19 protein-coding genes are annotated in these 26897 nt (G+C 45.4%); 1 reads left to right on the top strand and 18 read right to left on the bottom strand.

Going from position 1 to position 26897, the window contains the following annotated elements; all coding sequences use genetic code 11:
- Positions 1-14 precede the first annotated feature (14 nt).
- From AC58QC_RS12145 to AC58QC_RS12110, 8 genes are all read right to left on the bottom strand, one after another.
- Positions 15-812: a serine/threonine protein kinase gene (locus AC58QC_RS12145; RefSeq protein ID WP_497415401.1), complete on the bottom strand. Its 798-nt coding sequence runs from the start codon at positions 810-812 to the stop codon at positions 15-17.
- A gap of 75 nt (positions 813-887) precedes the next feature.
- Positions 888-2144 (bottom strand): MFS transporter, encoded by a 1257-nt coding sequence (locus AC58QC_RS12140; protein ID WP_497415400.1) that lies wholly within the window; start codon positions 2142-2144, stop codon positions 888-890.
- A 364-nt stretch (positions 2145-2508) separates the two neighbouring features.
- Positions 2509-3660, bottom strand: a complete 1152-nt coding sequence (locus AC58QC_RS12135) for an SGNH/GDSL hydrolase family protein (protein ID WP_497415399.1) — start codon at positions 3658-3660, stop codon at positions 2509-2511.
- A gap of 76 nt (positions 3661-3736) precedes the next feature.
- On the bottom strand, positions 3737-5392 hold the full coding sequence (locus AC58QC_RS12130; RefSeq protein ID WP_497415398.1) for an extracellular solute-binding protein: 1656 nt from the start codon (positions 5390-5392) through the stop codon (positions 3737-3739).
- A gap of 109 nt (positions 5393-5501) precedes the next feature.
- The gene (locus tag AC58QC_RS12125; RefSeq protein WP_497415550.1) at positions 5502-6389 is read right to left on the bottom strand and encodes a carbohydrate ABC transporter permease; all 888 of its coding nucleotides are present in this window, start codon (positions 6387-6389) and stop codon (positions 5502-5504) included.
- Positions 6390-6412: 23 nt separating this feature from the next.
- Positions 6413-7267: an ABC transporter permease gene (locus tag AC58QC_RS12120; protein ID WP_497415549.1), complete on the bottom strand. Its 855-nt coding sequence runs from the start codon at positions 7265-7267 to the stop codon at positions 6413-6415.
- Positions 7268-7847: 580 nt separating this feature from the next.
- On the bottom strand, positions 7848-10148 hold the full coding sequence (locus AC58QC_RS12115) for a helix-turn-helix domain-containing protein (protein WP_497415397.1): 2301 nt from the start codon (positions 10146-10148) through the stop codon (positions 7848-7850).
- Between the two features lie 129 nt (positions 10149-10277).
- Positions 10278-12581, bottom strand: coding sequence for a glycoside hydrolase family 95 protein (locus tag AC58QC_RS12110; protein ID WP_497415396.1), 2304 nt, complete (start codon positions 12579-12581; stop codon positions 10278-10280).
- Positions 12582-12920: 339 nt separating this feature from the next.
- Between AC58QC_RS12110 and AC58QC_RS12105 the strand changes: the two genes are divergently transcribed.
- Positions 12921-13928, top strand: coding sequence for a right-handed parallel beta-helix repeat-containing protein (locus AC58QC_RS12105; RefSeq protein WP_497415395.1), 1008 nt, complete (start codon positions 12921-12923; stop codon positions 13926-13928).
- 48 nt (positions 13929-13976) lie between these two features.
- Here the strand turns inward: AC58QC_RS12105 and AC58QC_RS12100 are convergent, their stop codons facing one another.
- The 10 genes from AC58QC_RS12100 to AC58QC_RS12055 form a co-directional block, all read right to left on the bottom strand.
- The gene (locus AC58QC_RS12100) at positions 13977-16550 is read right to left on the bottom strand and encodes a DUF5054 domain-containing protein (RefSeq protein WP_497415394.1); all 2574 of its coding nucleotides are present in this window, start codon (positions 16548-16550) and stop codon (positions 13977-13979) included.
- A gap of 37 nt (positions 16551-16587) precedes the next feature.
- Positions 16588-19317, bottom strand: a complete 2730-nt coding sequence (locus tag AC58QC_RS12095) for an alpha-mannosidase (protein WP_497415393.1) — start codon at positions 19315-19317, stop codon at positions 16588-16590.
- Positions 19318-19320: 3 nt separating this feature from the next.
- Entirely contained in the window at positions 19321-20079 is a 759-nt protein-coding gene (locus AC58QC_RS12090) for a glycerophosphodiester phosphodiesterase (RefSeq protein WP_497415392.1), read from the bottom strand.
- Between the two features lie 119 nt (positions 20080-20198).
- The gene (locus AC58QC_RS12085; protein ID WP_497415391.1) at positions 20199-20918 is read right to left on the bottom strand and encodes a ThuA domain-containing protein; all 720 of its coding nucleotides are present in this window, start codon (positions 20916-20918) and stop codon (positions 20199-20201) included.
- Positions 20919-20948: 30 nt separating this feature from the next.
- Entirely contained in the window at positions 20949-22007 is a 1059-nt protein-coding gene (locus AC58QC_RS12080) for a Gfo/Idh/MocA family protein (RefSeq protein ID WP_497415390.1), read from the bottom strand.
- Positions 22008-22019: 12 nt separating this feature from the next.
- Complete coding sequence (locus AC58QC_RS12075; RefSeq protein ID WP_497415389.1) at positions 22020-23066, bottom strand: LacI family DNA-binding transcriptional regulator; 1047 nt, start codon at positions 23064-23066, stop codon at positions 22020-22022.
- 34 nt (positions 23067-23100) lie between these two features.
- Positions 23101-23670 carry an HAD family hydrolase gene (locus tag AC58QC_RS12070; protein WP_497415388.1) on the bottom strand — a complete coding sequence of 190 codons (570 nt, stop codon included), beginning with the start codon at positions 23668-23670 and terminating at the stop codon, positions 23101-23103.
- Positions 23663-24679, bottom strand: coding sequence for an ABC transporter ATP-binding protein (locus AC58QC_RS12065; RefSeq protein ID WP_497415387.1), 1017 nt, complete (start codon positions 24677-24679; stop codon positions 23663-23665). Before AC58QC_RS12065 ends, AC58QC_RS12070 begins: the two co-directional genes overlap by 8 nt.
- On the bottom strand, positions 24672-25727 hold the full coding sequence (locus AC58QC_RS12060; RefSeq protein ID WP_497415386.1) for an ABC transporter ATP-binding protein: 1056 nt from the start codon (positions 25725-25727) through the stop codon (positions 24672-24674). The genes AC58QC_RS12065 and AC58QC_RS12060 overlap by 8 nt, the downstream gene beginning before the upstream one ends.
- Before the next feature lie 23 nt (positions 25728-25750).
- Positions 25751-26896, bottom strand: coding sequence for an ABC transporter permease (locus AC58QC_RS12055; RefSeq protein ID WP_497415385.1), 1146 nt, complete (start codon positions 26894-26896; stop codon positions 25751-25753).
- Between the last annotated feature and the right edge of the window lies 1 nt (position 26897).

Below are 26897 nucleotides of genomic sequence, written 5' to 3'. Positions count from 1 at the left end.
GTGGCTTTTTCTTTTTAAGCTAATAATGCGTCCAGATCCTCGATACAGGCTTGCACATTCACATATGATGGATCGATCTGCAATAATTTCCGAAGCATATGCTTCGTCTGTGCGGAAATCGACAGTTCCTCTTCCCATCCCAGAATGGCGTCCTCCTGACCAACCGGCGATTCAAATGTCGAGTAAAGCATAAATAGTAGAAAATGACCGATGGCGTACAGATCTGAAGTGACCGCTACGGTTCTTCTTCGGATTTGCTCTTCATCGGAATCTATCGTTAACCGAGCAGGCTCTCCTAGGCGAGCGGCTAAACCAAAATCAATCAAACACATACGCTCCCCGTCTAGAATGACATTCGGAATGCGAATATCCAAATGAACGATACCATGCCCGTGAATGAAGTGTACGATGTCAAGTAAACGGCGTATGAGACTTAGGGCATCCTTTTCCGCAAATCGATCTCCCCGTTCAAATATTAAATCCTCAACGGTCTGACCCTGGATATATTCAGTTATCATATACAATTGTTTCGATTCTTCGAAGGTGGTGTAGCATTTTGGAATGGCGGGATGTACCAGTTCGCTCATGATCGCCGCCTCGCGGCGCAATAGGTCTTGCCCCAGCTGCCCTTTACTCGGCTTAGCCTGCTTCGCGACGACCTCCTGACCGGAATTCCTGTCCTGACATAAGTAAGTTAAGCCATAGCTTCCCATCCCCAGAAAACGTTCAATCTGATATTGATCCCGAATGACCCCGCCTCTCCTTTGAGGATAGTCGATCCACGCTTCATATACCCGTTTCAAATAGGACATCACGGTTAGAGGCCCTCCTTCATTACTCGGCGTTCAAGCTAGAGAAACACGCTACATGCGGAGATCACAACCCTATCATGTCTGGCCTTGCAGTCTCCGATCCAGCTTGCCTTGCACGAACCACGCATACACGACATACCCGACTAGCAGGGCAATCGCCGTAAGAACGAAAGGCCACGCATAATGATTTCCGGCCAAAATATACCCTGCCCAGTAAGAAGCGATCGTATTGCCGATACTGCGAGACACCGTCCGCATCCCTGCGAACAGGTTGCGGTCTTCTTCGGCGACAGCTGACATACATTGGCTGTCCATCAAGTTGTTCAGCATCGTGAAGCCCGTCCCGCGAATGAGCAGCAGCATAGCGAATACAGCAGCTGGCATCGCGATCGCCATCAGCGCTACGATGACGATGTTATACAGAAACAGGAACACGAACGTCCTGCGGCTGCCCCATCTCTCTACGACGTACGGCATAACGATGGAGCCGATAAAGAAGAAAAATCCGGACAACGCGAGCAAACCAGAGATATTACTGTCATCCATCTGAAATCGGAATTTCAGAATGACATTCAAGAACGGGCTGAGCAGTCCGAACGTGAAGCCGGAGTTGAAAATAAGCAGGGAAAGCAGCAGCAGAAAATACATCGCATGTCTTTTCTTCGGCGTATCCGCAGGCTTCGCTGATTGAACGCCACCGTTGACCTTATCTTCAGCATCCTTTTGCACCTTTGCATGGGAAGACGGCAGCAGCAATCCCCGTAATATGCCCGAGAGCCCTAAGCATCCGCCGGCTACGAAGAAGGCGTACTGATACGTCGTTGTATGTCCGGGCAGCCATTCCGGCAGATAACCGCCGAGCCATGTGCCAAGGCCAGTAAATAACGTAAATATAGCGAATAACAATGAATAAGCGCTCGTTTCTTCTTTTTTCGTGCGACAATATTGGAAGATCAATTGAATTTCGGAGTTAACGATCGCTGTAACGCCAAGCGAATAAATAAGCTGCGCGACGGTAACCGCCCCAAGGCTGGTTCCGATCCCGAAGAGTATGAGGGATAGGAATGCTAGGAGCATACCAACTACAAGCATTGTTTTGCGCCCGATATGTTTGACGATGAAGCCTGCCGGCAGGCTGGCCAAGCCAATGGTCAGCGCCCCAAGCGACGTTATTTTGCCGATGTCACCTTTGGAAAATCCGAGGTCTAAAAGATGTAAATTCAGGATAAGGCTAAATATGCCTACACCGATGCCAAACAAACTCTCGGTCGCGATGAACCGCCTCACGTTAGGCGATAAGTCACGAAATAAATTTACGATATACGTCCACATAGATGCACCTTTCCTCTTGCTGGTATGTGCTCTATCTTACATGGAGAGGGCATCGGGTTCAATCTTATTTTCCAGAAGGATGAATCCATGTTCGAATATAGGGGTACGAGTTGGGGTTGCTGCTAGCACCATTTAACTGGAAAAAGTCCATCTATTTCCTTCAAAAGTTGCTGATTACGAAGATTAGACGGAAATCATACAGGTAATTTTACCCTTTTTATACATTTTGTTGAAAATTCCTAAAATTAACTGGAGAAAATACATCTAATCAATGTATAAACGAAATATCCTCTCAATTTAATGGATAAAATCCATCTATTTGTCCAGAAAGCAGCGTAGTAGGCTATGCATCAGTTGCCCTGCTTTAATTGCTTAACAATTTCAAAATACGAAGACTTGTCCCCGTGCTTCGTTCGTCTTTCTTCCCCGTATGACGAATTGTAATTCGCCTGCTTTGAGGCCCCGATTGTATAGGAAACATAACCATAATCGGGCGATAAGCCATCAAACACCAATGGTCAAACAAATTAACCTGGTTAAATAACAGTCCGTCTATGGCGTATTCGAAGATCCCCGTGTCAGGCCCGCACAGCAGTAAAAGTCCTGCACTCTGCCCGTTTACTGTGAAAGAAATCGATGCATCATGGGTATCCGAATATAGATGTCGTGTGTCATATCTCCAGTTCATCAGCGGCTCTGATGTCAGATCCCTCCATTCAAAGCCTTCCAAATGCTCAGCTAAATCCACCTCCAACATGGCTGCATATTCGTAATTATTTGGCTCCAGAGGCGGCGATAGCGGTATAAAATGCTGACCGTTAACGCCTACTGTGTCTTTGTCAGTTTCCGTTACCTCCCTTACATCTAATGCTTCATCCAGATACGCCTGCAAAATCTCAGCATACAACGCATGCCCCTCATCATTCGGATGTATCCGATCGGAAGCAAGCGCGTCCCAGGACACTTGCTTCGACTGTATCAGCGTGTATACGCTAGCAGCGAAGTTAACAGAAGGAATCGCATAATAAGAAGCGACTTCTTCATGAACGGCAATGTTGAAAGGTAGGCTTTCAGTCAAATTTTTATCTGCTGCCGTGTAGAGGAAGCAGATATCCGTTCGAGGCGAGTGTTCTCTGCACTGCCGGACAATGCCTTCCATGCCTCGGATGGATTCCTCGCGATCCTCACCGTCGTTCACACTGAACTCGACGAACAATAAATCGATCTCACCTTGAGACAAAACATGTTCATACAGCCGGTGCGCTCCAAAGGTAGACGTCGTCCCCCCTACGCCAGCATTGATACACGTTACCTTCTCTGGTGAAAATCGTTGCTTTAAGTAGCTCTCTGTCAAAGCACGCCAACTTGTGGCATTCATATCCGATGCCCCTGCACCTTCGGTAATAGAACCGCCTATAAAAGCGACAACAATCGTCTCGTTGCGAAGCAGCCTCTCATTGATTTGAGGCAGCCCTCCACGAAGATTCTCCGAATGATTAGCCCATGTATAAGTCATATTCTGCGTCTCCTTTACTTACATAAAAATCAAGTGCTCTATGTTTGAACATAAAGCACTTGATCCCTTAGATAACTTATTTTTTATACGAAGAACTGTCATACGCCTTTTGCAAAATTTCCAGATAACGTCCGACTTTCAAATTATCCAGTCCTTTCACATAAGCGTCCCAATCCTTATTCAGATCTTTATTTCCCGTGATGAATTGCAGTGCGTTTTGATCGATATAATTTTTGAGATTCGTTTGAAGAATACTTGCTTCATCGGTTAGAGCAGGATCAACCCATACGGCCCAAACAGGGAAAATCTCCTTAGGTTCATGACCTTGGTATAAGAGCGTCGCATTGTAAAGTCTGCGTTCGTAATTAGCCGAGTCATACAAATCTGTTCCTTGAACGAAGCTGTCTCGATATTCCTTCGGTTGGTAGAAGTGTCCCATTCCGCTCCATCCAGCGTTATGCGGGGCTTCTCCCTCAACAGCAGGAATTGACGCAATAAGAGGCTTCACATCTTTGCCTAGTGCGACCTCGCCATCTTTCGGCTTTCTCCAGTCTATCCCTTCCATACCTGATGCTGCATTCGTCTGACCTTCTGTCGTAAACATGTAATCAACCATCTTGATCAGCGTGATTTGCTCTTCTTTGCTTGCCTTGTTCGTAATGACGAATTTCGCTCCTGGCGTCAGTCCCCCACCATCATGGGTAGCTAGGGAACCGTGAGGCCCTGTAAGCGGAGGTACCGGATTGTAATCGGCCGAGTTTTTGTTTCCTTTATCAATGTTTACGAAAATAGCTGGATGCATGCCTGCCCCTATGCCAAGAATTTGCGTACCGGCATTCTCACCGATTTTTTTGAACGCTTCTGCATTTTGCGTAAATGCACCTGGATCAATTAGCCCCTCGTCATACAATGATTTAATGTAAGCTAAGCCTTCTTTCCATTCGGGCTTATTCGCTGCTGTATCTACTTTGCCATTCGTCATCGCCAGGTAATTGCGGTCATCATCATAAATGAAACCGTTCATAAGAAACGGAATGATATGCACCCCAAAATCTTCTGTCGATCCACTTAGCGGAACTTCGTCGGCTTTGCCGTTACCGTTGGGATCACCTTTTTTGAAAGCTTGGAGTACTTTCTTGAAATCCTCGGTCGTTTTCGGCATCTCGAGATTCATTTTGGATAACCATTTCGTATTGACCCACATTTTGTTCGGATACGAGCAGTGGAAGCATTGCGTATAAGAACCTAATCCATAAATTTTGCCATCCGGCGCCGTACTAAAGCTCTTCAGCGTAGCGTCCTTAGCCATAGCCGCCTTGATATTCGGAGCATACTGATCGATCAAATCATTTAAGGGAATTAAAATGCCTTGCTTCCCGTATTTGAGAATATCAGCTTGTGAAAACTGGTCGATCCAGGCCGTCAACATATAGGAATCCGGATAATCACCGCTTGCCAGTGAAATCTGTCTCTTCTCTTTGGCACCATCAAACGGGATAATTTCAAAATTAAACTTGGCATTGAACTTTTCTTCCATGAATTTCGTAAATTTATTCGTCTTCAAGTCGATCGCCGTATCTTGTTGAGCAAACATGCTGATCGCGACAGGACCGCTCGTTGTACCTCCCGTTGCTGCTGGAGACACCGATGCTGTATCATCCTTAGAGCATGCGGCAAGAAACAAACTAGACATCATGATTACCGTTAGTGCGCTTACAAGACCCTTTTTCACATGTATCGCTCCCTTTTTTCATGCATTTAGTATAACCCCGATCTAAGACCGACTACCAGCATTACCTGAAAAGAATCCCCCCTCTCAATGGAATCCATAGGGCCGCGTCTTAGCCTTTAACGGAACCCACCAACATGCCTTGCACGAAGAATCGCTGTACGAACGGATAAATAATCAGCACGGGAAGTGTTGTTACAACAATGAGGGAATATTTCAGTGCTTCCGCCAGCTGCTGTCTTTCTACTAGCTTCATAGCATCCGTTGCATTGGAACTGTTGTTGAGGATGATAATACTGCGCAAAATCAACTGAAGTGGGAACAGACTAGCAGATTTAAGATAAATCAAAGCATCAAAATACGCGTTCCATTGGCCGACTGCATAAATTAAGATAAGAACCGCGATAATCGGTTTCGATAAAGGCACGACAACGCTTCTTAGAAATCTGAAATCACTGCAGCCATCTATTTCACTGGCATCAAACAATTCATCTGGGATCGCGGATTGAAAGAAGGATCTCGTGATGATAACCTGCCACACCCAAATAGCATTGGGGATTAGCAGAGCCCATCTTGTATCGATTAGCCCCATCTGCTTGACGACCAAATAAGTTGGTATTAAACCACCGCTGAATAGCATCGTAAACGTAATTAACATCATGAGCACATTCTTGCCGAAGAAGGTTTTACGAGAAAGCGGATACGCAATCATAATCGTAAGTACGACACTAATGATGGTACCTACACCTGTATAAAAGAGAGAATTCGCATAGCCAACCGTCACTTTCTGGTTATGAATCAAGGTATTGTACCCTTTGAGCGATAGCTCTACGGGCCAAAGCCATACTTTGCCGGACGTGACAGCGGAAGGACTGCTGAACGAACTGCTGATCACATAAATGAGCGGATATAGCACAACAATTAGTAGGACGCTTAGAAGTACATAGACGGCAATCAAGAAAACCTTATCTCCAAATGAATCTTTCACCCTTGCTTTCATCGTAGACATAGCTGCACTCCTTTTTACCAAATACTATGATTCGAGAATTTCTTAGCCATTCCATTAACAACAATGAGCAGGATCAAATTGATCACTGAATTGAACAATCCGACGGCTGTTGCAAAGCTGTAATTCGCATTCAGTAGTCCTACTTTATACACATAGGTCGCGATAATCTCGGAATTCACCGTATTCAGTGGATTTTGCAATAAATAGACCTTTTCGAAGCCAATCGCCATCACATTACCTACATTCAGGATTAAGACGATGACAATGGTGGGCAAAATGCCAGGTAAATCAACGTGTATAATTTTCTGTAAACGTGAAGCACCGTCTACCTTGGCCGCCTCGTAGAGGGAAGGATCCACGCCTGCTAAGGCAGCCAAGAAGATGACTGAGTAATAGCCGGCCGTCTGCCAAATGTCAGACCACACATAGATCGAGCGAAACATGCTGGGCTCTCCGAGAAAATTAATCGAATCCATGCCGAGATGATTCATCACCACATTCACAAAACCGAGTCGTGGCGCCAGAAAGAGCATAATAATGGACACCATCACAACGGTGGATATGAAATAGGGTGCAAAGGAAACGAGTTGGACAAGCTTCTTGAAGCGCTGATTGCGTACTTCATTGATCGCCAACGCCAATAAAATGGGAATCGGGAAGCCAACAATCAGCAGGTATCCACTGATAAAAATCGTGTTCTTCACTAATGTCCAGAACAACGGATTTTCAAAAAATAACTGAAAGTTCTTAAACCCGACCCAGGGGCTTCCCCAGATGCCTTTCGTGACATTGTAGTCCTTAAAGGCAAGCACCGCGTTCAATATCGGATAATACTTGAATATAAGGAAATACAACGCGGGTGGAATGATGAGCAGATACAACTGCCAATGCTTCTTGAAGCTTTTGGTCGCTGCCTCTATGAAACCAAGTCGACTGCTTGTGATCAGTGATCTCTGACTGGTGACTAGTTCTTTATCCAAAACAAAACCCCCTAAGATCATCTGTCTCGAAAATGTTTGCGCTTTCTTGAGCCTTATTCTAGGCGATAATTGCCCGTATTAGATAGGTACAATTGCGTTATTTCACGTACAATTAACGATAAATAGGGAGTACATCTGTCAATGGGGCATCCACCTTTGCTGAAAGCAGCATTAGTCCGATATCTCCGAATTACAACGAGGATTCCTCCCTATAAAGGACCAATAGTCAGAATCTGCCGAATTATCTAACCCTCTTCCTTGCGTGCGAGTTGTTTGGGGCGATTTAGTTGGGCTATTTAGGACTAACTATGATTTAATAACGCGGACTGTGAGATTAATTTGATCATTTCGGACTAATGGGTGCCGGGGAAGCAATCTGTGCCGAGTTAGTTGCTTTGGAGGCCAAAAGCAAAGGAGCTAAGCGCATTTAAGCCGCTTAGCTCCTTTTTAATAAATAGTCTACCGTTATTTATTCTGTTGTGGACTGCCTGTAGGAACTAGGTGAAACACCGAGCACTCGCTTAAATGCTCTTCGAAAGGAATGAGAGCTATTGTAGCCGACACGCGCAGCAATTTCATCTACCGTGTAGGTATCCCCTTTTAACAAATTGGCGGCTTGATCCATTCTCACCTTTTCCAAATGATCCGATAAATTCACACCCGTTACCTCTTTAAACAGGTTGGAGATGTACTTCTCTGGACGCTCTGCCTTCTCTGCAACGCGATATAAGTTCAGATCTGGATCACTGTACATCTCAGCAATATAAGCCATGACTTGCTCCACGGTTTTATTATGATGATCATTCTTTTTACTGGCAATGAGACCGCAGAATGCTTCCATTATTCCATCTATGTCTTGCCTAATTAGCTCGATCTCTTCGTTCGCTTGAATGCCCGTTACGCGATTCTTCACTGTCTCGAAAATATCGGACTCCTGAAATGTTTTCTGGTAAAGCAATTTCAGGAAAGTGCCCTTCAATTCCCCGACAAGCTGATGCTTCATCTCAATGGATAGCTCACGATTTTCAATATTTTGCGCAATAATCGCGTCCAGAATCCGTTTGGCTTCGTCAATGTCCCCCACTCGGATCGTACTGATTAAGCGCAGTTCAATATCGAGCGGATAATAATACGTGTCGCTTTCCAGCTTGGCATCCGAAAACCATAGGACCCCTTTGCGATTCATGTGCAGGGCATACTCTAACGCTTGTGTAGCTTGCTCGTACGTGTGACTGACCTCCATCGCCGTGGAGAATGGATTCCCCAAGGCAGCGGTGATCGTAATTTTATACTCGTTAAATACAAATTCGGCAAGCTCATTTAGAATTCGTTCAATCTCCTTATTCGCTGCTTCCTTGTCATCTGCTGCCGTCATGCCTTTAAAGATCACCACAACCCGGTCGGCACCCAGATCTGTCATATGAACAGGCCCCCCAAGATCCTGCAGTGCCTGTTTCATAACAAGCCGGGCCGCACTTAACTCGTTTAGAATTTCGACGCTGTCCATACCGGAGTACCCCTTGATTTGCAAAATACCTGTGTAGCCCATATCTACATGTAAACCTATATTGGCTTGTTCAGCAGCTGCGGCTATCTCTTCCAGCGATCGGAATTCGCCTGCAATAAGCCTTTTCAAGAACGCATCTCTAATTAAAGGAAGCTGCCGGTTTAGTTCATTTTCGAGACGCCTATTGTTAGAAATCATGTTCGAGATATTGCCCTGTAGAAAGTCATATTCATTGCGTCCCATAGCTGCATCTTTGCCAAACTGCTCTTTCATCACATTCATCAGCCTATGCATAGGTGAACTATTGCGGTAGGATTGCCACAGTCCCACTAACAACCCGATCACAAGAGCTGCACTTGTCACAGACCAAGTTATGTATTTGATTTTATTTGCATTCTCCATTAATACATGTCTGGGGATTCCCGCTCTATATACCCATCCTGTGGTTTTGGAACGAATCGTAATAACCAAATCATCGTTATAGAATTGACTCGCTTTGGCCTGATCAAATCTGGCGTCTGAGGCTAATTTCCCCACGTCCGATTCATTGATGCCAAGCAGACTAATGGTATGTCCTTTGGCATCACTAATGTGAGACCACCCGCCGTATTGAACCTTGAGATCCGATAGGAGGCTGGAAATGACTTTCTCGTCAATAAGAACAACGACCGTAGCGCGCGCGGAGCCATTAAAACTGTCTAACGGAAGCGATTGTATATAGGTAATCACAGAGGTTTGCGCACCATTCGTGATAAAGGGTTTCAACGGGATGATTTCCCTATTGTGCGTTTGCTCTAATAGTGTACGTTTCCATTCATCCGCGGATAAATCCTTATAGTGAGAGGACTGATAATAACGTTCAGGCTGGAAATAGGAAGAGGCCGGGGTTAAGAGGACGTTGTAATTATTTAAATAGATAAAAAATTGCTGTAAGAAATCATTCGTTTGGCTAAATGCTTTAATATCATTATTTACTTTCCAAATGCCATACAGATTGACTTTCTCGTCCATTCCTCTTTCATTCATAAGAACGCTCAACTCTTGATTCAGAGCCAACTGTCTCGTGAAACCTTCGACCTCAGCCATTCTCCGCTCCAAAATATCCTGACTCTTCCGAAGTTGTGTGACGTTATTCTCAATGGATATGGATTGTGTTACCGCGATCGCTGTACGATACGACATATATCCAGCTATACTCGGAATAACCAAGATCACGATATAGGAGATCAGAAATTTACGGAATATTCGTGAGAACTTCGGCATGAACCCTATCCCCCCATTTATGAAAGCGTTATCTAAATTGAATTTTATTATATCATTCTACGTCGGAAATAAATAAAGGAAAGGCAACTACGCTTATACTGACTGTAGCTGCCTTGGTCTACTCGATATTCAGATAAGTTTCATGCACAGCCCACTGTCGATTTGGTACGTGCAGTTGGGCTCCAGAACGAACTCAACCTTACGATCTCGATAACGAAGGAACGATCGGACTGCCGAAAATGCCCGTATGGTCGCCTCGACCAATTCTCCGTCCGCCCAGGTGACATCCACCTCTGCGTTCCCTTTTGCACGCAAGCCCGTGACCTTACCCGTATGCCACTTGGCAGGAAGTGCTGGTAGCAAGTGAATGCCTCCTGCGTGACTTTGCAGCAGCATTTCCGCGATAGCCGCTGTACCGCCAAAATTACCGTCCACCACAAATATATTCGTTTCCGCCCCAGCGATCCCTGCCTTGGAGTAGGTTAATAAATTGTCAAAACACAAATGACCGATTAAATGTGTGAGATGCTTGTAGGCATTCTCGCCGTCATGCAATCTAGCGAAATTCGCTGCAAGAGCGGCTACTGTAAACTCAATATCCTCTAACGTTTCTCGATCCATGCGATTCTCCAAGGTTACCCTTGCCGCAGCGCTGAGCTCTGGTGTACCCTCAGGTGTCACCTGATTGCTAGGGTATAAGCTGAAGAGATGGGATAAGTGGCGATGGTCTGGCTGTGCCTCTTCATAATCCTCCAGCCACTCCTGCAATTGTCCTCTTTGTCCAATGATCAGCGGCGGCAGTATGGCAATGGCCATCTTCAGCTTCTGTTGCAGCTCCACATCCACCTGTAGAAGCTCCGATGCTTCTAGGCAAAACACAAACAAATCGCGAACCAGTACCTGGTCAAGCGTGGAGCCCATGGACAATTGATATTCGCTTCCGTCTAAATAGAAACTGTTCTCAGGCGAATTCGACGGGCCTGTCACCAGCCAGCCATACTTCGGATGAACCGTCATATAGTCGAGGAAAAAGGCTGCAGCTTCTTTCAGCACAGGGTACGCCGTCTCTGCCAGAAACGCTTGACTGAGTCCGAACTCATAGTGCTCACGAAGATGTGTGGCAATCCACAAGCCTCCCGTTACGTTCAGCCCCCACGACGTTTCCCATCCGGGAGACGCGAATCCCCATGCGTTGGTAAATACGTGGGCAACCCATCCCTCACAGCCATAGAAATGCTGAGCTGCCGCTCTTCCACTCCCCGCTAATTGCGCAATGAATCGCATTAAGGGAAGATGGCATTCCGCCAAGTTGCTCACTTCTGTGGGGAAATAATTCATTTCCGTGTTGATATCCAGATGGTAGTCACAGCTCCATTGCATCCGATTGGCTTCGCCATCGTTCCAAATCCCTTGCAGATTGAGCGGCAGTGGAGAATCCGCCCTTGACCCGGCAATCGTCAGATAACGACCATATTGATAAAATAAGGTAAACAATTGCGGATCATCATCCTGCCCCTTCAGAAACAGCTGTATTCTTTCGTCTGTTGGTAAACTAGCATGACTGGTTACGCCTAGGTCTACGTGGACTCTGTCGTACAAACGGCGATAATCCGCCACGTGGGCATCTCTCAGCCGCTCATATCCCTTAGCTATGGCGTTCTCGATTTGGTGCGCCGACTTTGACATCCACGCGTCATCGCTGCTGCCGTAATCTGTGTTCGCTGCGAAATAGATATACACGTCATCTGCCTTGTCTATCCTAATTTGGCCAGCATCTGCGGATACGCTACCGCCACCCGCGATGACTTTCAGCATGCCTTGGCAGCATACACCGCACTCCCCGTTACTATGCATATATTCCGTTGCTTGCCCCTCAAAAACAAACGTATCATTACCGATTAATGTTGCAGTAAACCGATCTGTTCGCCCAAGGATACCGATCGATAGGGATAAACCGCCAGACTGTTCGCTAAATAATCGTGAGGCTACGATTCCATCCGGATGCGAAGCCCAAACTTCTCTTGTTCGTCTATGCCCATTGGAGGTGTAAACTGTCCGCGTGCAGGCGCTATTAAGATCTAGCTCTCGAACAAACTGATCACCTTGATGATCAAAAGCTAGTTGAACATCGCACATCGATAAATTCGTACCGAAATTCCCCTTCTTTTGCTGCAGGGAATGCTTCGCCAGCTCGTCTCCACGCTTGTAATCCCCGGCAAAAAAGTACTCCCTCATCTGATCTAGATCCGCTCTGCCATTGGATTGAACTGGAAGCGATTCGGACTTCCCTGACCAATAGGTCAGTTCTGTCAGGCTCCAGGTTTCATGTTCCACTCCGCCGTAGATCATTGCCCCCAATCTTCCATTTCCGATCGGCAAGCCTTGCGACCACCCTGATGCAGGATGATTAAACCATAGCTTCATTTCATTCATACATGCATTTCCCCCATTATGATTGCGCTTTCTTTTATGCTTATTGTAGGGATATTTCCCTGGCATAGATAGGTACAATTGCGGTATTCCACGTACAATTGCTTCAACAGATAGGGTACATCTCTCATTTGAGCATCCAATTTCCCACTCAGGGTTGTGCAGGCCATCTCACCCATTTTAATTGCCATTTATTGAGCGAAAGAGCTTACCTAATAAAAAGCACATAATAGATAGAAAAAACACAAGTTGTTCGAGATGATCTTTGTTACACTCTTAATGAAAGCGCTGTCAAATGATAATCAGCTCATGCAGCGACTACTTTTTAAAGGAGGTTTAATCATGTTACATAATCGTGGTATCTCAAGTGAATTTGCAAGAAAGTGGCTTCCTGTGTTCGTTTCAATGCCTTTAGTGATGTTATCCATGGGGATCGCTCCCCCAAGCTCTAACGCAGCAACTACTACCTGCAGCACAGTGTCATGCGTCACAACGGCCGTTGCTAATGCAGCGCCTGGAGATACCATTATTCTAGCAGCTGGAGTAACCTTTAATGGTAAGTTTACTCTAGCGGCGAACGGAACAGCAGCAAATCCGATCACTTTCAAAAGCGCCAGCGCCACAAACCGCGCAATTGTTAACGCGGGCTCTACCTCTACAGGCTATGGCTTGACCATGACGGGTGACTATTGGGTTGTCCAAGATGTTAAAGTAACAAACGGCAAAAAAGGAATCATGCTGGACAATGCGAACAACACATTAATCGATAATGTGGAGGTCTATAATATTGGAGAAGAAGGCGTGCATTATCGCGATGGCAGCTCCTATAACACGATCCAGAACTCGAACATTCATGATTGCGGCGTTCTCACACCAGATTATGGTGAGGGCGTTTATGTCGGATCCGATGTAGGCAAATGGGGTACTTATAACGCAGCCACAAACTACAATACGATTAAAAACAATACGATCGGCCCGAATGTAACGGCTGAAAGCATCGATATTAAAGAAGGCTCCACCGGCACGACTGTTGAGTACAATACGTTCAACGGAACGGGGATTAGTGGTGCCAATTCTGCCGACAGCTTCATGGATGTAAAAGGCAACAATGATATTATTCGATACAACACGGGATATCGCAATAACAACAGTATCATCGTTAACGCGTTTGAAGTTCATCAACGCTCTGCAGGTTGGGGATTAAACGCAGACTTCCATGACAATACCGTTTATCTGGATAATGCTACTCCGAACGTAGTCTATACAGATAGTAATGCCACAGCTAAAGCACATAATAATACGCGCAGCCCGGCAGGTAACATGTATTCGGGAAACGTCACGACCTATTAATCCAAAAAACAGACAGCTACGTGCCAGCTGTCTGTTTTTTCATCCGCTTCAAGCAAACCGAAGCATCATTGTTTTAATTTCAAAAGGATTCATCGTCACGGTGAGATCATCTCTACCAAATTCTACTTTCGTTTCCTTGTTACGTTCGACCAGGTCACATTCCTTCACTTCCTCAATAGACGCTGTGAATGAAAGCTTAACCGTAGAGAGCACGTCGAGCAGATTCTGGAATCGCAATATGTAGGCATTACCGTTCTCCGCTTTTTTGAAGGATAAGATATGGATCCCCTCTACGCCTTCTTTCAGAAAACGATACCTTGTCGATCCTGCAGGATTCCAACCTGCTGTCACCTGAGGCGGCATGCATGCTTCGGCGGCTAGCTGCTGTACGCGTCCTGACTTCCAATCCCCCGCATGAGGTATAATCCGGAAAGCATATTGGAAACTGCCGCCGATCCATTGCGGGAAGTTCGTCCCCCATTGATTGTTAAATAAGTTAAAGTGCAGAATTGGCTGCTCGGGTACGTACACTTTCGAATACTGGTAAATCCCCTTTTCACCAATGGAAAACAACGGCGTATCGAATGGAATAATTGTCAATCCTACTTGATCATCCTGCACATCGACCCATTGACTAGCACAGTGAAGACGTGTATTTGCACCCTTCTCAATATCTTCAAGCGGATTTACAACACTGCCTAATTTCTGAAACCGATAATTCGGATGCTCCGCGTTCAGGGCAAACGTGAAATGCCCACTTTCGGCAAATGCGGTAGATGCCTTACGATTTACTGCCACTTGAATATCGGCAAAAGGTTGACTTGCTTCCAAACGAATCGATACGCGGATCTCTTCGCCATTTCCAAACTCCTCGTAGCTTTCATTTGGCGTCGTGAAGCTGATTTCAATGCTGCCCCAGCCTTCACCATTGGAGATCTTAACGTCTGCAAGTTGCAGCCCATAACGCTTATGATCGATTCTAGGATAACCAGGTTTACCGAAATCGTTCACATACCAATCCGTCAAATCATAGCTGTATGCTTTTACAAAATCCAAAATATCCTCTTTACCGTAAACGTCATATTCGTATTGACCGAACTTCCCATTTACGGCCCACTCCTTCTGATTCTGCTTGTCATAAAAGCTGGTCATACAGCCTGTCTGCGTATTGACCACGATGCGTATCGCATCGTTTTCCAAAATCGCGTTCTCTGCGTCTTTAACCGCGATTGCATTTGCATGAACAACCTCCAAGCATTCTGCATACTCAAAAGTTCGATAACCCATTGGCCCCAATTCACCAATATAGGCCTCGCCAGTTTCATTAACGGGATAAGTTTCCTTCGTTTCTCTATCTGTAAGTGTGCCGTGCTTACGATTATCCAGGGTGATCTTCGTATGCTGCCGTTCCCAAGCAAGCGGATTATACACACCAATGATATTCGAATCTATTGAAGTAAAAGGTTGCACCTCACGTAACGCATTTTCCGCTTGATCTACGTAGTTTTTCTGTTCCGCCCAAGAAGCTTCTGTCTTGAGATAGGAGTCTGGAAACATTTCGCGGTCTTTCATGATCGCAGCCTTACCAAAAGCGCGTTGGCTGTTTCGACCAGGCAACAAATTCGATTTAATATCGATTCCCCACGTATGTTCACCGAATAGCAGCGTGTGCTCATAAGCCTCCGCTATGGCACCACTGTGTTCATTGCCACGAATCCCTTGCAGCTGCTCAAGCGTGGATAAACTCTCTCGTGTTGCAATATCTGAACGTAGCCTCCGAACTCGAGATACTTCTTCAGGATAGGTCCCAATTCCATGAATCCAAGTATCGGCTAAATCCTTACGAATTACAGGGATATCCTGAAAGTCTCTGGCCACAAAATCGCGTGCAAAATCATCCATGGTCCCGATCTTCACCTCGGTATTTGGATACTTCCTCGCAACCTCATCCAACAGGTCGCGCACTACATTGCCATCCTGCGGACCGTAGTTGTCTTGCGTTTGCAGCAGCGCTATCCAAATGGGATATGGCCAGTCATCTGGCGGCGTTAGATCTGTCCCATATGCTCCCTTGGAATAATAGGTTAATACCCTGCTGCCATCCGGACCTTCCCAATGAAACAACTGAGGCAAATCAACAGGTGATGAACAAGCATTTACGCCTAAATGCAGAAATTCTATACCTGCATTTTTCAATAAGGTAGGCAGCATCCAGGTATGACCGGGTACATCCGTCATTTTGGCGGAAATAGCCGTGTGTTCGTATTGATCATGAAGCTTTTCCGAGATGTATAACCCTCTGATGTATTCTTCAGTGCCGCAAAACTCCGTATGTGTCGTAAAGGGAAGCCCATGCCAACGCAGCTGTCCGTTACGAATCAAGGCTTCCAGTCTTTCCTTCTTTTCAACATTCGGCGTATCCAAACATTCCTTCAGCATCCATGCAGGCAGCGTCCACACATAATGATGGTCTGGTCCATCCTTCTTCGTGTCTTCACATACAGCTAGAACATCATCCATCATATCTTCTCTATATTGAGTAACGACATTGCTTGCCAAGTCAGTAAAACCTAAGTCTACGTGAGTTTTAAACACGACATAAATTTTCTCTAGTTGTTTCACTGTTCTCTCCTCCGATACTTCAGCGTTTAGCTTAGGATTACCGATGAATCCCAATCGTTACAATTTCACAAGAATCAACCGACACACACATTTGACCTTCCGCATCAGCTTCGATACACGCGTCGTGCTCTTCCATTATTGAGCTTTTGTAGAAATGGTTACACGAAAGATTAGAGCTAAGCTGCAGGCTTGCCTTTCCCGCACTCATGTTGTACCAACGCAGCAGCAGATCATTCGTACCTTCCTTCATTTTCATAGAGGAGAACGCCATCTCACGACCTTTCCACTGGAATGGTGCAAATGTTGGTGCAATCCCTCCCTGGTGAACATCTGTCTGGCATACGGTCCACGGAATTTGGAACTGATAGGCCCCCGCATAGGCGCCCGACTGTATACCCTCTCCGTTATGTGGAATGATGGCCATTCGAACGGTGTGCTCGCCTAGACATTGTGCTTCTGGTGTAGGGAACAACCCCCAGTCGCCTAGCTCGCCGACCGCTCGAAGCAGCGTAATGGCAACCGTATTGCGGCCGTCACGCAAAACCTCGTATTCATTCAGACCTAGATTTGCCACAACAAGTCCTGCCCCTGCCTCACTGAGGTCAACGAATGCCTGTTGATGCTGCGTGTTGCTTGGGTTAACCCACTCTGCAGTTGGTTCATTGTCCCGATGCGGGATTTCAAACATCGTATCAACGCGGTGAACGTGCGTATTCAAATCCGTTGGGAACAACATCCGTAAACGGTGGTCTTTGGCTTGGTTGTTAAAGGTAGCTGTTATTTCTACCCCTTGCCCCCTACGGCTCAAGCTGATAACCGTACGGATTTGCATAGGCACCGTGCGCTCCGAACGCTGTGCTTTTCGGGTCGCAAAGTAGCTCAAATTGCGCTGCTCTTCATCCAGCACATCGTCTGCTGAAGCAGGAATTTCCCAATCGTGTACAATTTCAATGGATGCTTGGTACGGCGTATCTTCTAACACCCGAATTTGCGCTGCCACCCCATGGGTAGTTCTCGGCGTTTCGCCATCCGGCTGTTTGTACATGTACTCATTGCCGATATCCCCTGAATTCTCGTATATGCCTAAATCCCGATAGACACGGCCGTTCGTCTTGTCTGTTAAGTTGAATGAACCGTATGCGCTAACTTCAATTTTAATTGACTCATTCTCCAGTATGCTGTCTCCCACGAGCAGCGAAGAAGGTGGCAATTCCGCTTCACTTTTCACCCACGCATAAGCTTTCAGCCCTAATGCAGGGACACTCTCTGCTTCAAAGGTAAGCTTTACTTTGCGACACAAATAAGGTTGACGGAACTTGTCATCCGGCAGATCGTAACCGAATTGTTGTCCGAGATCTTGGGATGTGCACGGAATGACATTCCCATGTTCATCCACAAGTGTCATGCCTGAAAAATCCATCCCTTGGATGACCTTGCTTGCTTCCTCAGGCGTATAACCGTCACGGAAGTACAAACGCAAGGCATCCAGCTCGATGTTTATGACACCGCTGCGTTCCCAACCGGATGTATTCATAACAAGGAATGGCCGGACGTTTCCACCCATTTTGGCAAAGCCCGATGTATCGACCATTTCGGCAATGGCTCGTTTGCTTTCATCGACAATCGCTTCCGCCACATGCCGACTTTTCTCAAACCGCGTCACCATTTCACGGTGCACTTCATCTATCGAGCATCCGCATATGCTGTCATGCGGATGGTTTTGCATCAGTGTTTTCCAAGCGTAGGTGAACAGATGATGCGGGTATTGCTCCTGAGTTCCAAGAGCATGCGCCAAAGCAGCCAACGGTTCCGCCACCTTTTCCAACATGGCTTGCCCTAACTGATTCATTTGCTTCAAGTATACGCGGGCAGAAGCAGTGTTCACGAGCGTATTCCAACCGTCTGTACGTTGGCTGCGAAGCTCGCCTTTTACAGTGGATAGCTCATGGTTCAAGGAACGCTCAACAGCTTGCAAATAATCAACAAAATTAGAATGAATAAAAGTTGTATCCGGAAATAGTTCGCTCGCAACTTGAAGTGCTTCGGACAAATCCCGCTGGATCGGCTGATGGTCACACCCATTCATATAGAGCAGTTCGCCCATCGATGCGTATTTCTCAGCATCTGCTAGCTTCTGATCCCAGTAAACACGAGCTTCTTCGCGATCAACTGGGATTTCCCATCCATTGTTATACCAGTTGGCAAATAGAATGCCGAGAACCTTAGAACCATCCGGTCCTTCCCAAATCAATTCAGAGAAGGAAGATTCGTAATCACCGTCAGACACGGTATTGTTAAAGCCCGTCGGCTTAACGCCTCGGCCAAAGAATACATTCGTAATCCCGAACTGCCGCATCAATTGCGGCGTCTGACCTACCAGACCGAAGGTATCTGGAAAGTATCCGATTTTCGACACTGGCCCATATCGCTTCGCGTCTTGGTGTCCAATCTGCATATTTCTCACGTTAGCTTCGCCGCTGGTCAAAAAGGCATCCTGCAGGATATACCAAGGACCAATCAATACACGGCCGTCTTGAATCAACCTCGTTAATCTCTCTTTTTGATCCGGTCTGACCGCAAGATAGTCCTCAAGAATGATCGTTTGTCCGTCTAAGAAGAAGCTGCGGTAATTCGGATCTTGATCCAGTTTATCCAGGAGTGTATCCACGAGTTTTACTAGACGAACATGATGCTTTTCATAGGGCAGATACCATTCCCGATCCCAATGTGTATGAGAAATGATATGGGCTGTTCTCTTCGTATTCATCATCTAGCTCCTCGCCATAAATTCCTGCTTTAATCTGACTAATTCCGAAACATTGCGTGACGTAATCGACCCAACGCCCATCTCGATAAAATACTTCATCTCATCTTCTGTATTGACCGTCCATATGTACACGTCCAGCTCATGACGGGCTGCGATCTGAAGGAGCTCGGGCCTGACAACACGATAGTTCACGTTGAGACCAAAGCAATTCGCACTCTTGGCGTGCTCGCAGCTAATTTGGGCGGCCTCCATGTAATTTCCTGTTTGAAATAAGGTAGTATCTACGTTCAGCAACTTGCGTAAGCGTGGATTAATACTGTTAACAGTTTGGGCCCGCAAGGTCTCACATCCGCTTAGAATGACCTGTTCGACTAACCCGTTTTGTTCAACGAATCGGGAAACAGGTTCAATGCAGGCATCGGATTTGATATCCAGATTCATTTGTTTACCTGAAGCCTGAATGCTCGGCAGGACCGACTCCAACGATAGGATACGAATGGTCTCACCGGGGGACCCGTTATGGGCCTTGATATCCAGCTTACTTAGCTCGGCATAGCTCATTTGGGAAATCCTATATTCCGTTCCATCCACGGAGTAAACGTTGTCGTCGTGAGAAAGCACAAGGACCCCATCTGAAGTTATTAATATATCTTCTTCCACAATATCCGCCCCGCTATGAAGCGCCGTTTCTATGGAAAGCAAACTGTTATCTGGTGTGCCCATACATCCCGTATGTGCAGTTAGTAATGGATATGGCTTCATGATCTTCCACCTCTATCAAGGATGATGTTTGCGAAGCCAATCCTAATATAGGATAGAATTCGCAAGCCAAACAGCTTCTTTCTCCTAGAAAGAAGCTCTTTGCTGTAACGAACTGCCTCTCATTTCTTGATTTCCTCAAGAGGCGAGTGATGTCCATAAAACGTCTTTTCCCTTTTAATCGGGGCCGTCCATTTAACTGCATTGGCAATGACGCGTTGTACATCTTTATTATGGTAGGTAGGATACGTCTCGTGACCTGGACGGAAATAAAAGATTTTCCCTTGACCGCGACGATAGGTGCATCCACTGCGGAACACCTCTCCCCCCTGAAACCAACTGACGAGGATTAATTCCTCTGGCGTAGGAATATCGAAATGCTCTCCGTACATTTCCTCCTCTTCCAAATCGATATAAGGTCCAATCCCCTCTACGATTGGGTGTGACGGATCGATGACCCACAGTCGCTCTTTTTCATCCGCTTCTCTCCATAGAAGATCGCAGGAAGTGCCCATCAGTTTGCGGAACAATTTGGAATGATGACCTGAGTGAAGTACGATCAGCCCCATTCCCTCATGTACACGTTTACATATACGATCAACGACGTTATCCTGAAAGCCCTTATGATCTACGTGTCCCCAATAAATAAGGACATCCGTCTGATCCAGCTTCTCTTGGGTTAACCCATGCTCAGGCTCATTGAAGGTTGCAAAACTAATCTCAAAGCCATCCTGGCTAATCCCTTCTGCAATGGCTCCGTGCATGCCTTTTGGGTAGATCTTGGCTACCTTTTCTTTTTTCTTCTCTGCGAGGAATTCATTCCAAATCGTTACTCTGATCATAAGAGCCACTCCCTTTATACATGAATGAATTTATAAGCTTCTCGTCACTCCGTCTTGCGCTGAATCAATGATCGCTTGCAGTACTTGTTGGTTACGGTATCCATCCATAATCGTCGGAAGCGAAGAAGAGTTCCTTTGTTCCAAATAATCCACAAAATCTTGCAGCATCGGCTTCACGGATTTCTGGTCTAAGTGAATGACGGTCTCTGTCAGTTGTAGATTTTCGCCTGATCTGAGCGTCAAATGAACTTCGTTAGGCTGTTCAACTGAAATTCGGACCGTGCCCAAGTCACCAAACAAGGTAACGTTGAATTGGTTACCTGTGCCAATCGCATTTTTATGGGTATAAAACGACCCCATCACGCCGCCTTCTAGTACACTTTGGAAGCCTGTAAAGTCATCCACATCGACTTCGGCGTATTCCCCAGTCCGCATATCCTTTCGGCGATCCGTAAATGTGCTCATCATCCCGGACACCTGCGTAAACTCGCCTACAAAAAAGCGCGCCGCATCCACCATATGTGAGCCTATATCCGCTAATATGCCGGATCCAGCCATCGCTTTATTAAATCGCCATGTGTATTCTTTGTTAAACATAGGCGCGTTTTCCTCTTGCAAGTAATGCGCAGCGATATGCCGGATCCGGCCTAAAGCACCGTCCGTAACGAGCTGCTTTACGTATTGAAAGCAGGGTCTATACCGATATGAAAATCCAACCATGCAGGGTATTGGATTTTTTTCGTATAAGCTTAGTAATTCATCCGCCTCTTCCATGGTTCGGGTAAACGGCTTCTCAGAAAAGATGGGCTTGCCGCATTCAATCGCACATTTTAAGATGTCACAATGGAATTTATTGGAGACACCTGAAATGATGAAGTCGATGTCAGGATCAGCTATGATTGCTCGATAATCAGTGTATCGCTTCTCAGCTGGCAAATTCAGTCGATCCCCGACTTGTTCCACCACTTTCGCATTCACATCACAGATAGCGGTAACGCTTGTATTGGCAATTTTCGCAAGATTGTTGATATGGTAATCACCGATACCGCCAAGGCCAATAATGCCTACGTTCCATTGTTTAGTCGTCATCCTGCTCTCTCCCTATTTGCGATCTACCTCATGATCAATCGTCGAAACGGAATTTCGCTCTATAATCTTGCCTTCAACAATGATATTTTCAGCGTAATCACCTTGCAGCACGCCTAATTGATGCATTAACAATCGGACAGATTGAGCACCTAATTCGGATGGCTGCAAATCCATACTCGTCAAAGACGGGTTCGATTGCACCATCATCGAGTTATCTCCGCATATCACAAATAAAGAAACATCTCCAGGTACATTGAGGTTAAGGTCTTTGATCGCATTGAGAACACTGAACGCGGTGCGATCATCATCGGCAATAATCGCGGTTACTTTTTTCTTCTGCTTACCGATAATATCTATCGTCTCTTCATAGCCATAATCCATGTATTCACTTGAGTTCAGCTCGGGCTTATGATGAATCATGTGCTCCTCTACCTCTAGCCCATGATCTTTCATGGCATGAATGAAACTAGCTTTTCGATCGATGGATACGGTCATATGGTCATTCGCATTCAAAAACATAATATCTTTATGGCCTTTGCCAATTAAATACTCGCAAATATTGGACATCATCTGTGCATTATCATTATCAACGCTTGTAGCGCGCTCAATATTCTCATTCATCACGTGACCAACCGTAACAAAAGGGATCTGTCCCATATGCATGAGGTTGATACGCTCATCATTGGCCGTAGGTCTCATAACGACAGCACCGTCTATGGGATAACTTGTCAAAAATGGTGTTTTCACCTCATGTACTGGAATGATATCTAACAGGACCCTATACCCATAATAAGCTGCTTCCAGAATGACCCCGTTGATAAATTGCGTATGAAATGCGCTAAAGAAGAAGCTCCCGTGCGGTATGGTTAACCCAATGGCCATCGTTTTTTTGGTAACCAAGCTTCGCGCCGTATGATTAGGGACATAATTTAATTGTCTAGAAACACTCATCACACGTTCTCTGACTTCGTTGCTTGTTGGTCTTTTTTGGCTAAAGACATTGGAAACTGTCCCTTTTGAGACTCTCGCTAGCCTTGCAACATCATCAATTTTTGCCATGTTCGGGTATACATCCCTTCGTTACAATGTCCATTTATGCCAATTGTGCATTAAGCTTCTCGACTAAGTCAATTAAATCTACCGGTTTGCTGATTGTATAGGCAGGCTTTTGACTTTCGTCTTCATGCACTTTCGGATATCTTGGCGTCCAGCTCAAGAAGATGCTCGTGATCCCCATTTGATTAGCGCCTTTCACATCTCGGCTTAGGTTGTTCCCTACCATGACAATTCTTGAGCAATCCTGCTCAGTGAGTTCTAACGCACCCATTGCAGCTTTAAACATACGCGGACTTGGCTTCGAATCCTTAATCGTTTCTGAATAAATCATCGTGGTAAAATAATCATACAAGCCATGGTCCGTTAACATGTTCTTGAACGATTGCGCTCTGCCGTCAGCTACAAGAGCCAATATATAGCCACGTTCGGCAAGCGTCTTTACCATAATATCTGCCCCTGGAATCAGATCAGCTTTAATCACAATATCATAGTCATCTCTAATTTCAGTTCCTTCATCAATGATGGTATCTCCGCAGTCCAGGAATACAATCAGCTTCTTCGCATTTGGATCTATCGCTATATGATCTTTCGTTGTTGGCTTACTCATGTACGACACCTCTTAATTTTAATTGATCAGCATAATGACAAGCCGCGTAATGTTTATTGCCTAAATCCTGCAGCTTGGGTTCTTCCTTCACACATTTATCGGTCTTATACATACACCTAGGATGGAAATGACACCCGCTCGGAGGATTGGCCGGATTCGGCACTTCACCTTCGAGAATAATTCGGTCCTTCTTATAATCGGGATCAGGCTCAGGTACGGCTGACAGAAGCGCCTCTGTATAAGGATGCTTAGGTGTTTGAAAAAGCGAATCCACAGGTGCTAACTCTACAATCCGCCCCAAGTGCATAACTGCCACACGGTCAGAAATATTTTGTACGATAGATAAATCGTGCGAGATGAAAATATACGTAATCTGAAGCTGCTGCTGCAGGTCTTTCAACAAGTTAATAATTTGCGCCTTGATCGAAACGTCCAAGGCTGATACGGCTTCATCGCAGACGATGAGTCGAGGCTGGGAAATAAGTGCCCTTGCAATCGCTATACGCTGTCTTTGTCCTCCGGAGAAGGCATGCGGATAACGTTTGAGGTAGCTGACATTCAATCCTGTTTTTTCTGCGATTAAGGTCACTTTTTCATCCAGCTCCGCTTTCGTTAGCTTAAAGTTGGCGAGCAGCGGCTCAGAAATAATGTCATAAACACTCATTCTCGGACTCAGTGAGGAATACGGATCCTGAAAAATCATTTGAATATCTTTTCTGAATTTCTTAAATTCTTTCCCTCGAAGGCCTAGAAAATCAACTTGCTCATCGCCTTCCGTATGGTAAATCACTTCCCCAGACGATGCATTCATTCCCCTCACGATACAACGGCCTAGCGTTGTTTTCCCGCAGCCCGATTCACCAACTATACTTAGCGTTTCTCCCTCCATAAGCTCGAAAGTCACGTCATTCAAAACACGAACGGAGGAAGGCTTACTAAACAACTTATTTTTGTCTTTTACTTCGAAATTTTTGATTAGATTGTTTACTTTCAAAATGGGTTTAGACATCCTTATTCTCCTCACCTTCATTCGTGTAAAGGAAACATCTAACCATATGGTTATCAGATATTCGTGTTTTTGGAACAGCTTGTTTGTTGCATACCCCTTCAATCCGATCCTTGCACCGATCATAGAAACCGCACATGGGAGGCATATCGATAGCCATCGGAACCGTACCTTCGATCGATTCTAATCGTGTATTTCTATTTCCAGCTAATCTTGGCATTGAATTCAGTAAACCTTTTGTATATGGGTGTTTGGGATTTTTGAAAATTTCTCCTACCGTCGATTGCTCAACAATTTTCCCTAAATACATGACAGCTACTTCATCACACATCTCTGCAATGATGCCAAGATCATGCGTTACCAGCAAAATAGCCATGCCAAACTCTTTTTGGAGTCCCTTCATAAGCTCCATCACTTGTGCTTGAATGGTTACATCGAGCGCAGTGGTGGGCTCATCGGCGATTAACAATTCCGGATTGCAGGATAAGGCCATGGAGATCATTGCTCGCTGGCGCATTCCACCGGAAAATTCATGAGGATATTGATCAAACCGTTTCTCTTGATCAGAAATCCCTACTTTACTTAACATTTCAAGCGCTATTTTCTTAGCTTCTTTTTTATTTTTGGTACGGTGGATTAGTATGGATTCCATAATCTGATTTCCAATCGTATACATCGGTGAAAATGCCGTCATCGGCTCTTGAAAAATCATCGCAATTTTTCGGCCACGAATGGATCGAATCTGTTTACTGCGTGGATTTAGCGATAGTAAATTTAACTGGTTTAACGCCTTGTCAGATGTGGAGTGATAGACAATTTTACCTGAAGTTTCACACTCTTTAGGATTAATGCTGATAATAGCTCTGCTGGTTAAACTTTTCCCACAGCCAGACTCGCCAACAAGTCCAAGTGTTTTCCCTTTTTTTATTTCAAAATCCACACCATCTACAGCCCTTATTTCCCCATTATCCATTTGAATGCGAATCTTTAGATCTTGTACGGACAGAAGGGGTAGTTCGGGTTGTGATTCAATAACAGCTTTTAATGTCATGAAATTCCCCGCCTTACTTTAGTTTATTTCTTGTATGGATCGGCTGCATCACGCAATCCGTCGCCTAGAAAGTTAAAAGTTAATACGGTAACAATGACAAATCCTAGAGGGATTAACTTCCATGGGTACAAAGCGATATTCTCAATTTGCTGAGCTTCCTGAAGGAGTACCCCCCAACTAGTAGCAGGAGATCGTATGCCGAGGCCTAGAAAACTCATTGCTGTCTCGCCCAGAATCATACCGGGGATGGCTAATGTCGTCGCAACAACCAAATAGCTGATAAACCCGGGCAAAAGATGCTTTATAATAATTTTAGCGTCGCTAACACCAGCTATTTTAGCTGCTAAAACATATTCTTCATTTTTTAACGATATGAACTTCCCTCTCGCGACCCTAGCTAAATCCGTCCAGCCGATGAACGCAAAGATGATGACGATATACAAATACATGGTAACTACCGGAACGCGGGCCGGTATTGCAGCTGACAAGGCCATCCATAAAGGAAGCGTTGGAAATGAACGAATAATTTCAATGAACCGCTGAATAACCGAGTCAATCCATCCTCCGAAATATCCGGATATCCCTCCGATAAACAAGCCTAAGACGAAGCTTATAAACACGCCAATGAGAGGGATACTTAATGAAATTTGACTGCCAAGGACAACACGCGATAATAAATCTCTACCCATTCCGTCTGTACCAAAAAGAAATATTCGACCGGGTTCGTCTACACCAAAAAGGTGGGTATTCGTTGAAAACAAGCCTAGAAATTTGTAGTTTTCTCCCTTTACAAAAAAACGCAGCGGATGGCGAACCTTCTCGTCCTGTACAAAAATTTTCCGGAGTGTAACAGGATCTCTGCCTGACTTCAGCTCATTTACAAACGGTCTAATATGAAAATGGCCTTCAGCATCCTTGAAGCTCACTTTTGTAGGAGGGGCATTGACATATTTACTGTCGTAGCTTTGCAAACCATAAGGCGCTATAAACTGAGCAAAGATTGCAGCAATGTAGAATATTGCTAAAATGAATAAACTGATACGAGCTAATTTATGTTTTTTCAACCTGCGATAGATAAGACGCCACTGAGAACTGTAGTATACATCGTTGTTTTTCGGACGCTTGATTCTGGTCGATATTTGTTTTCCTATTGATGTCATTGGTTTCATA

Source organism: Paenibacillus sp. J22P51, from assembly GCF_059692215.1.
The sequence above is the reverse complement of the archived record's forward strand: the minus strand, read 5'-3'. Positions and strand labels throughout refer to the sequence as shown.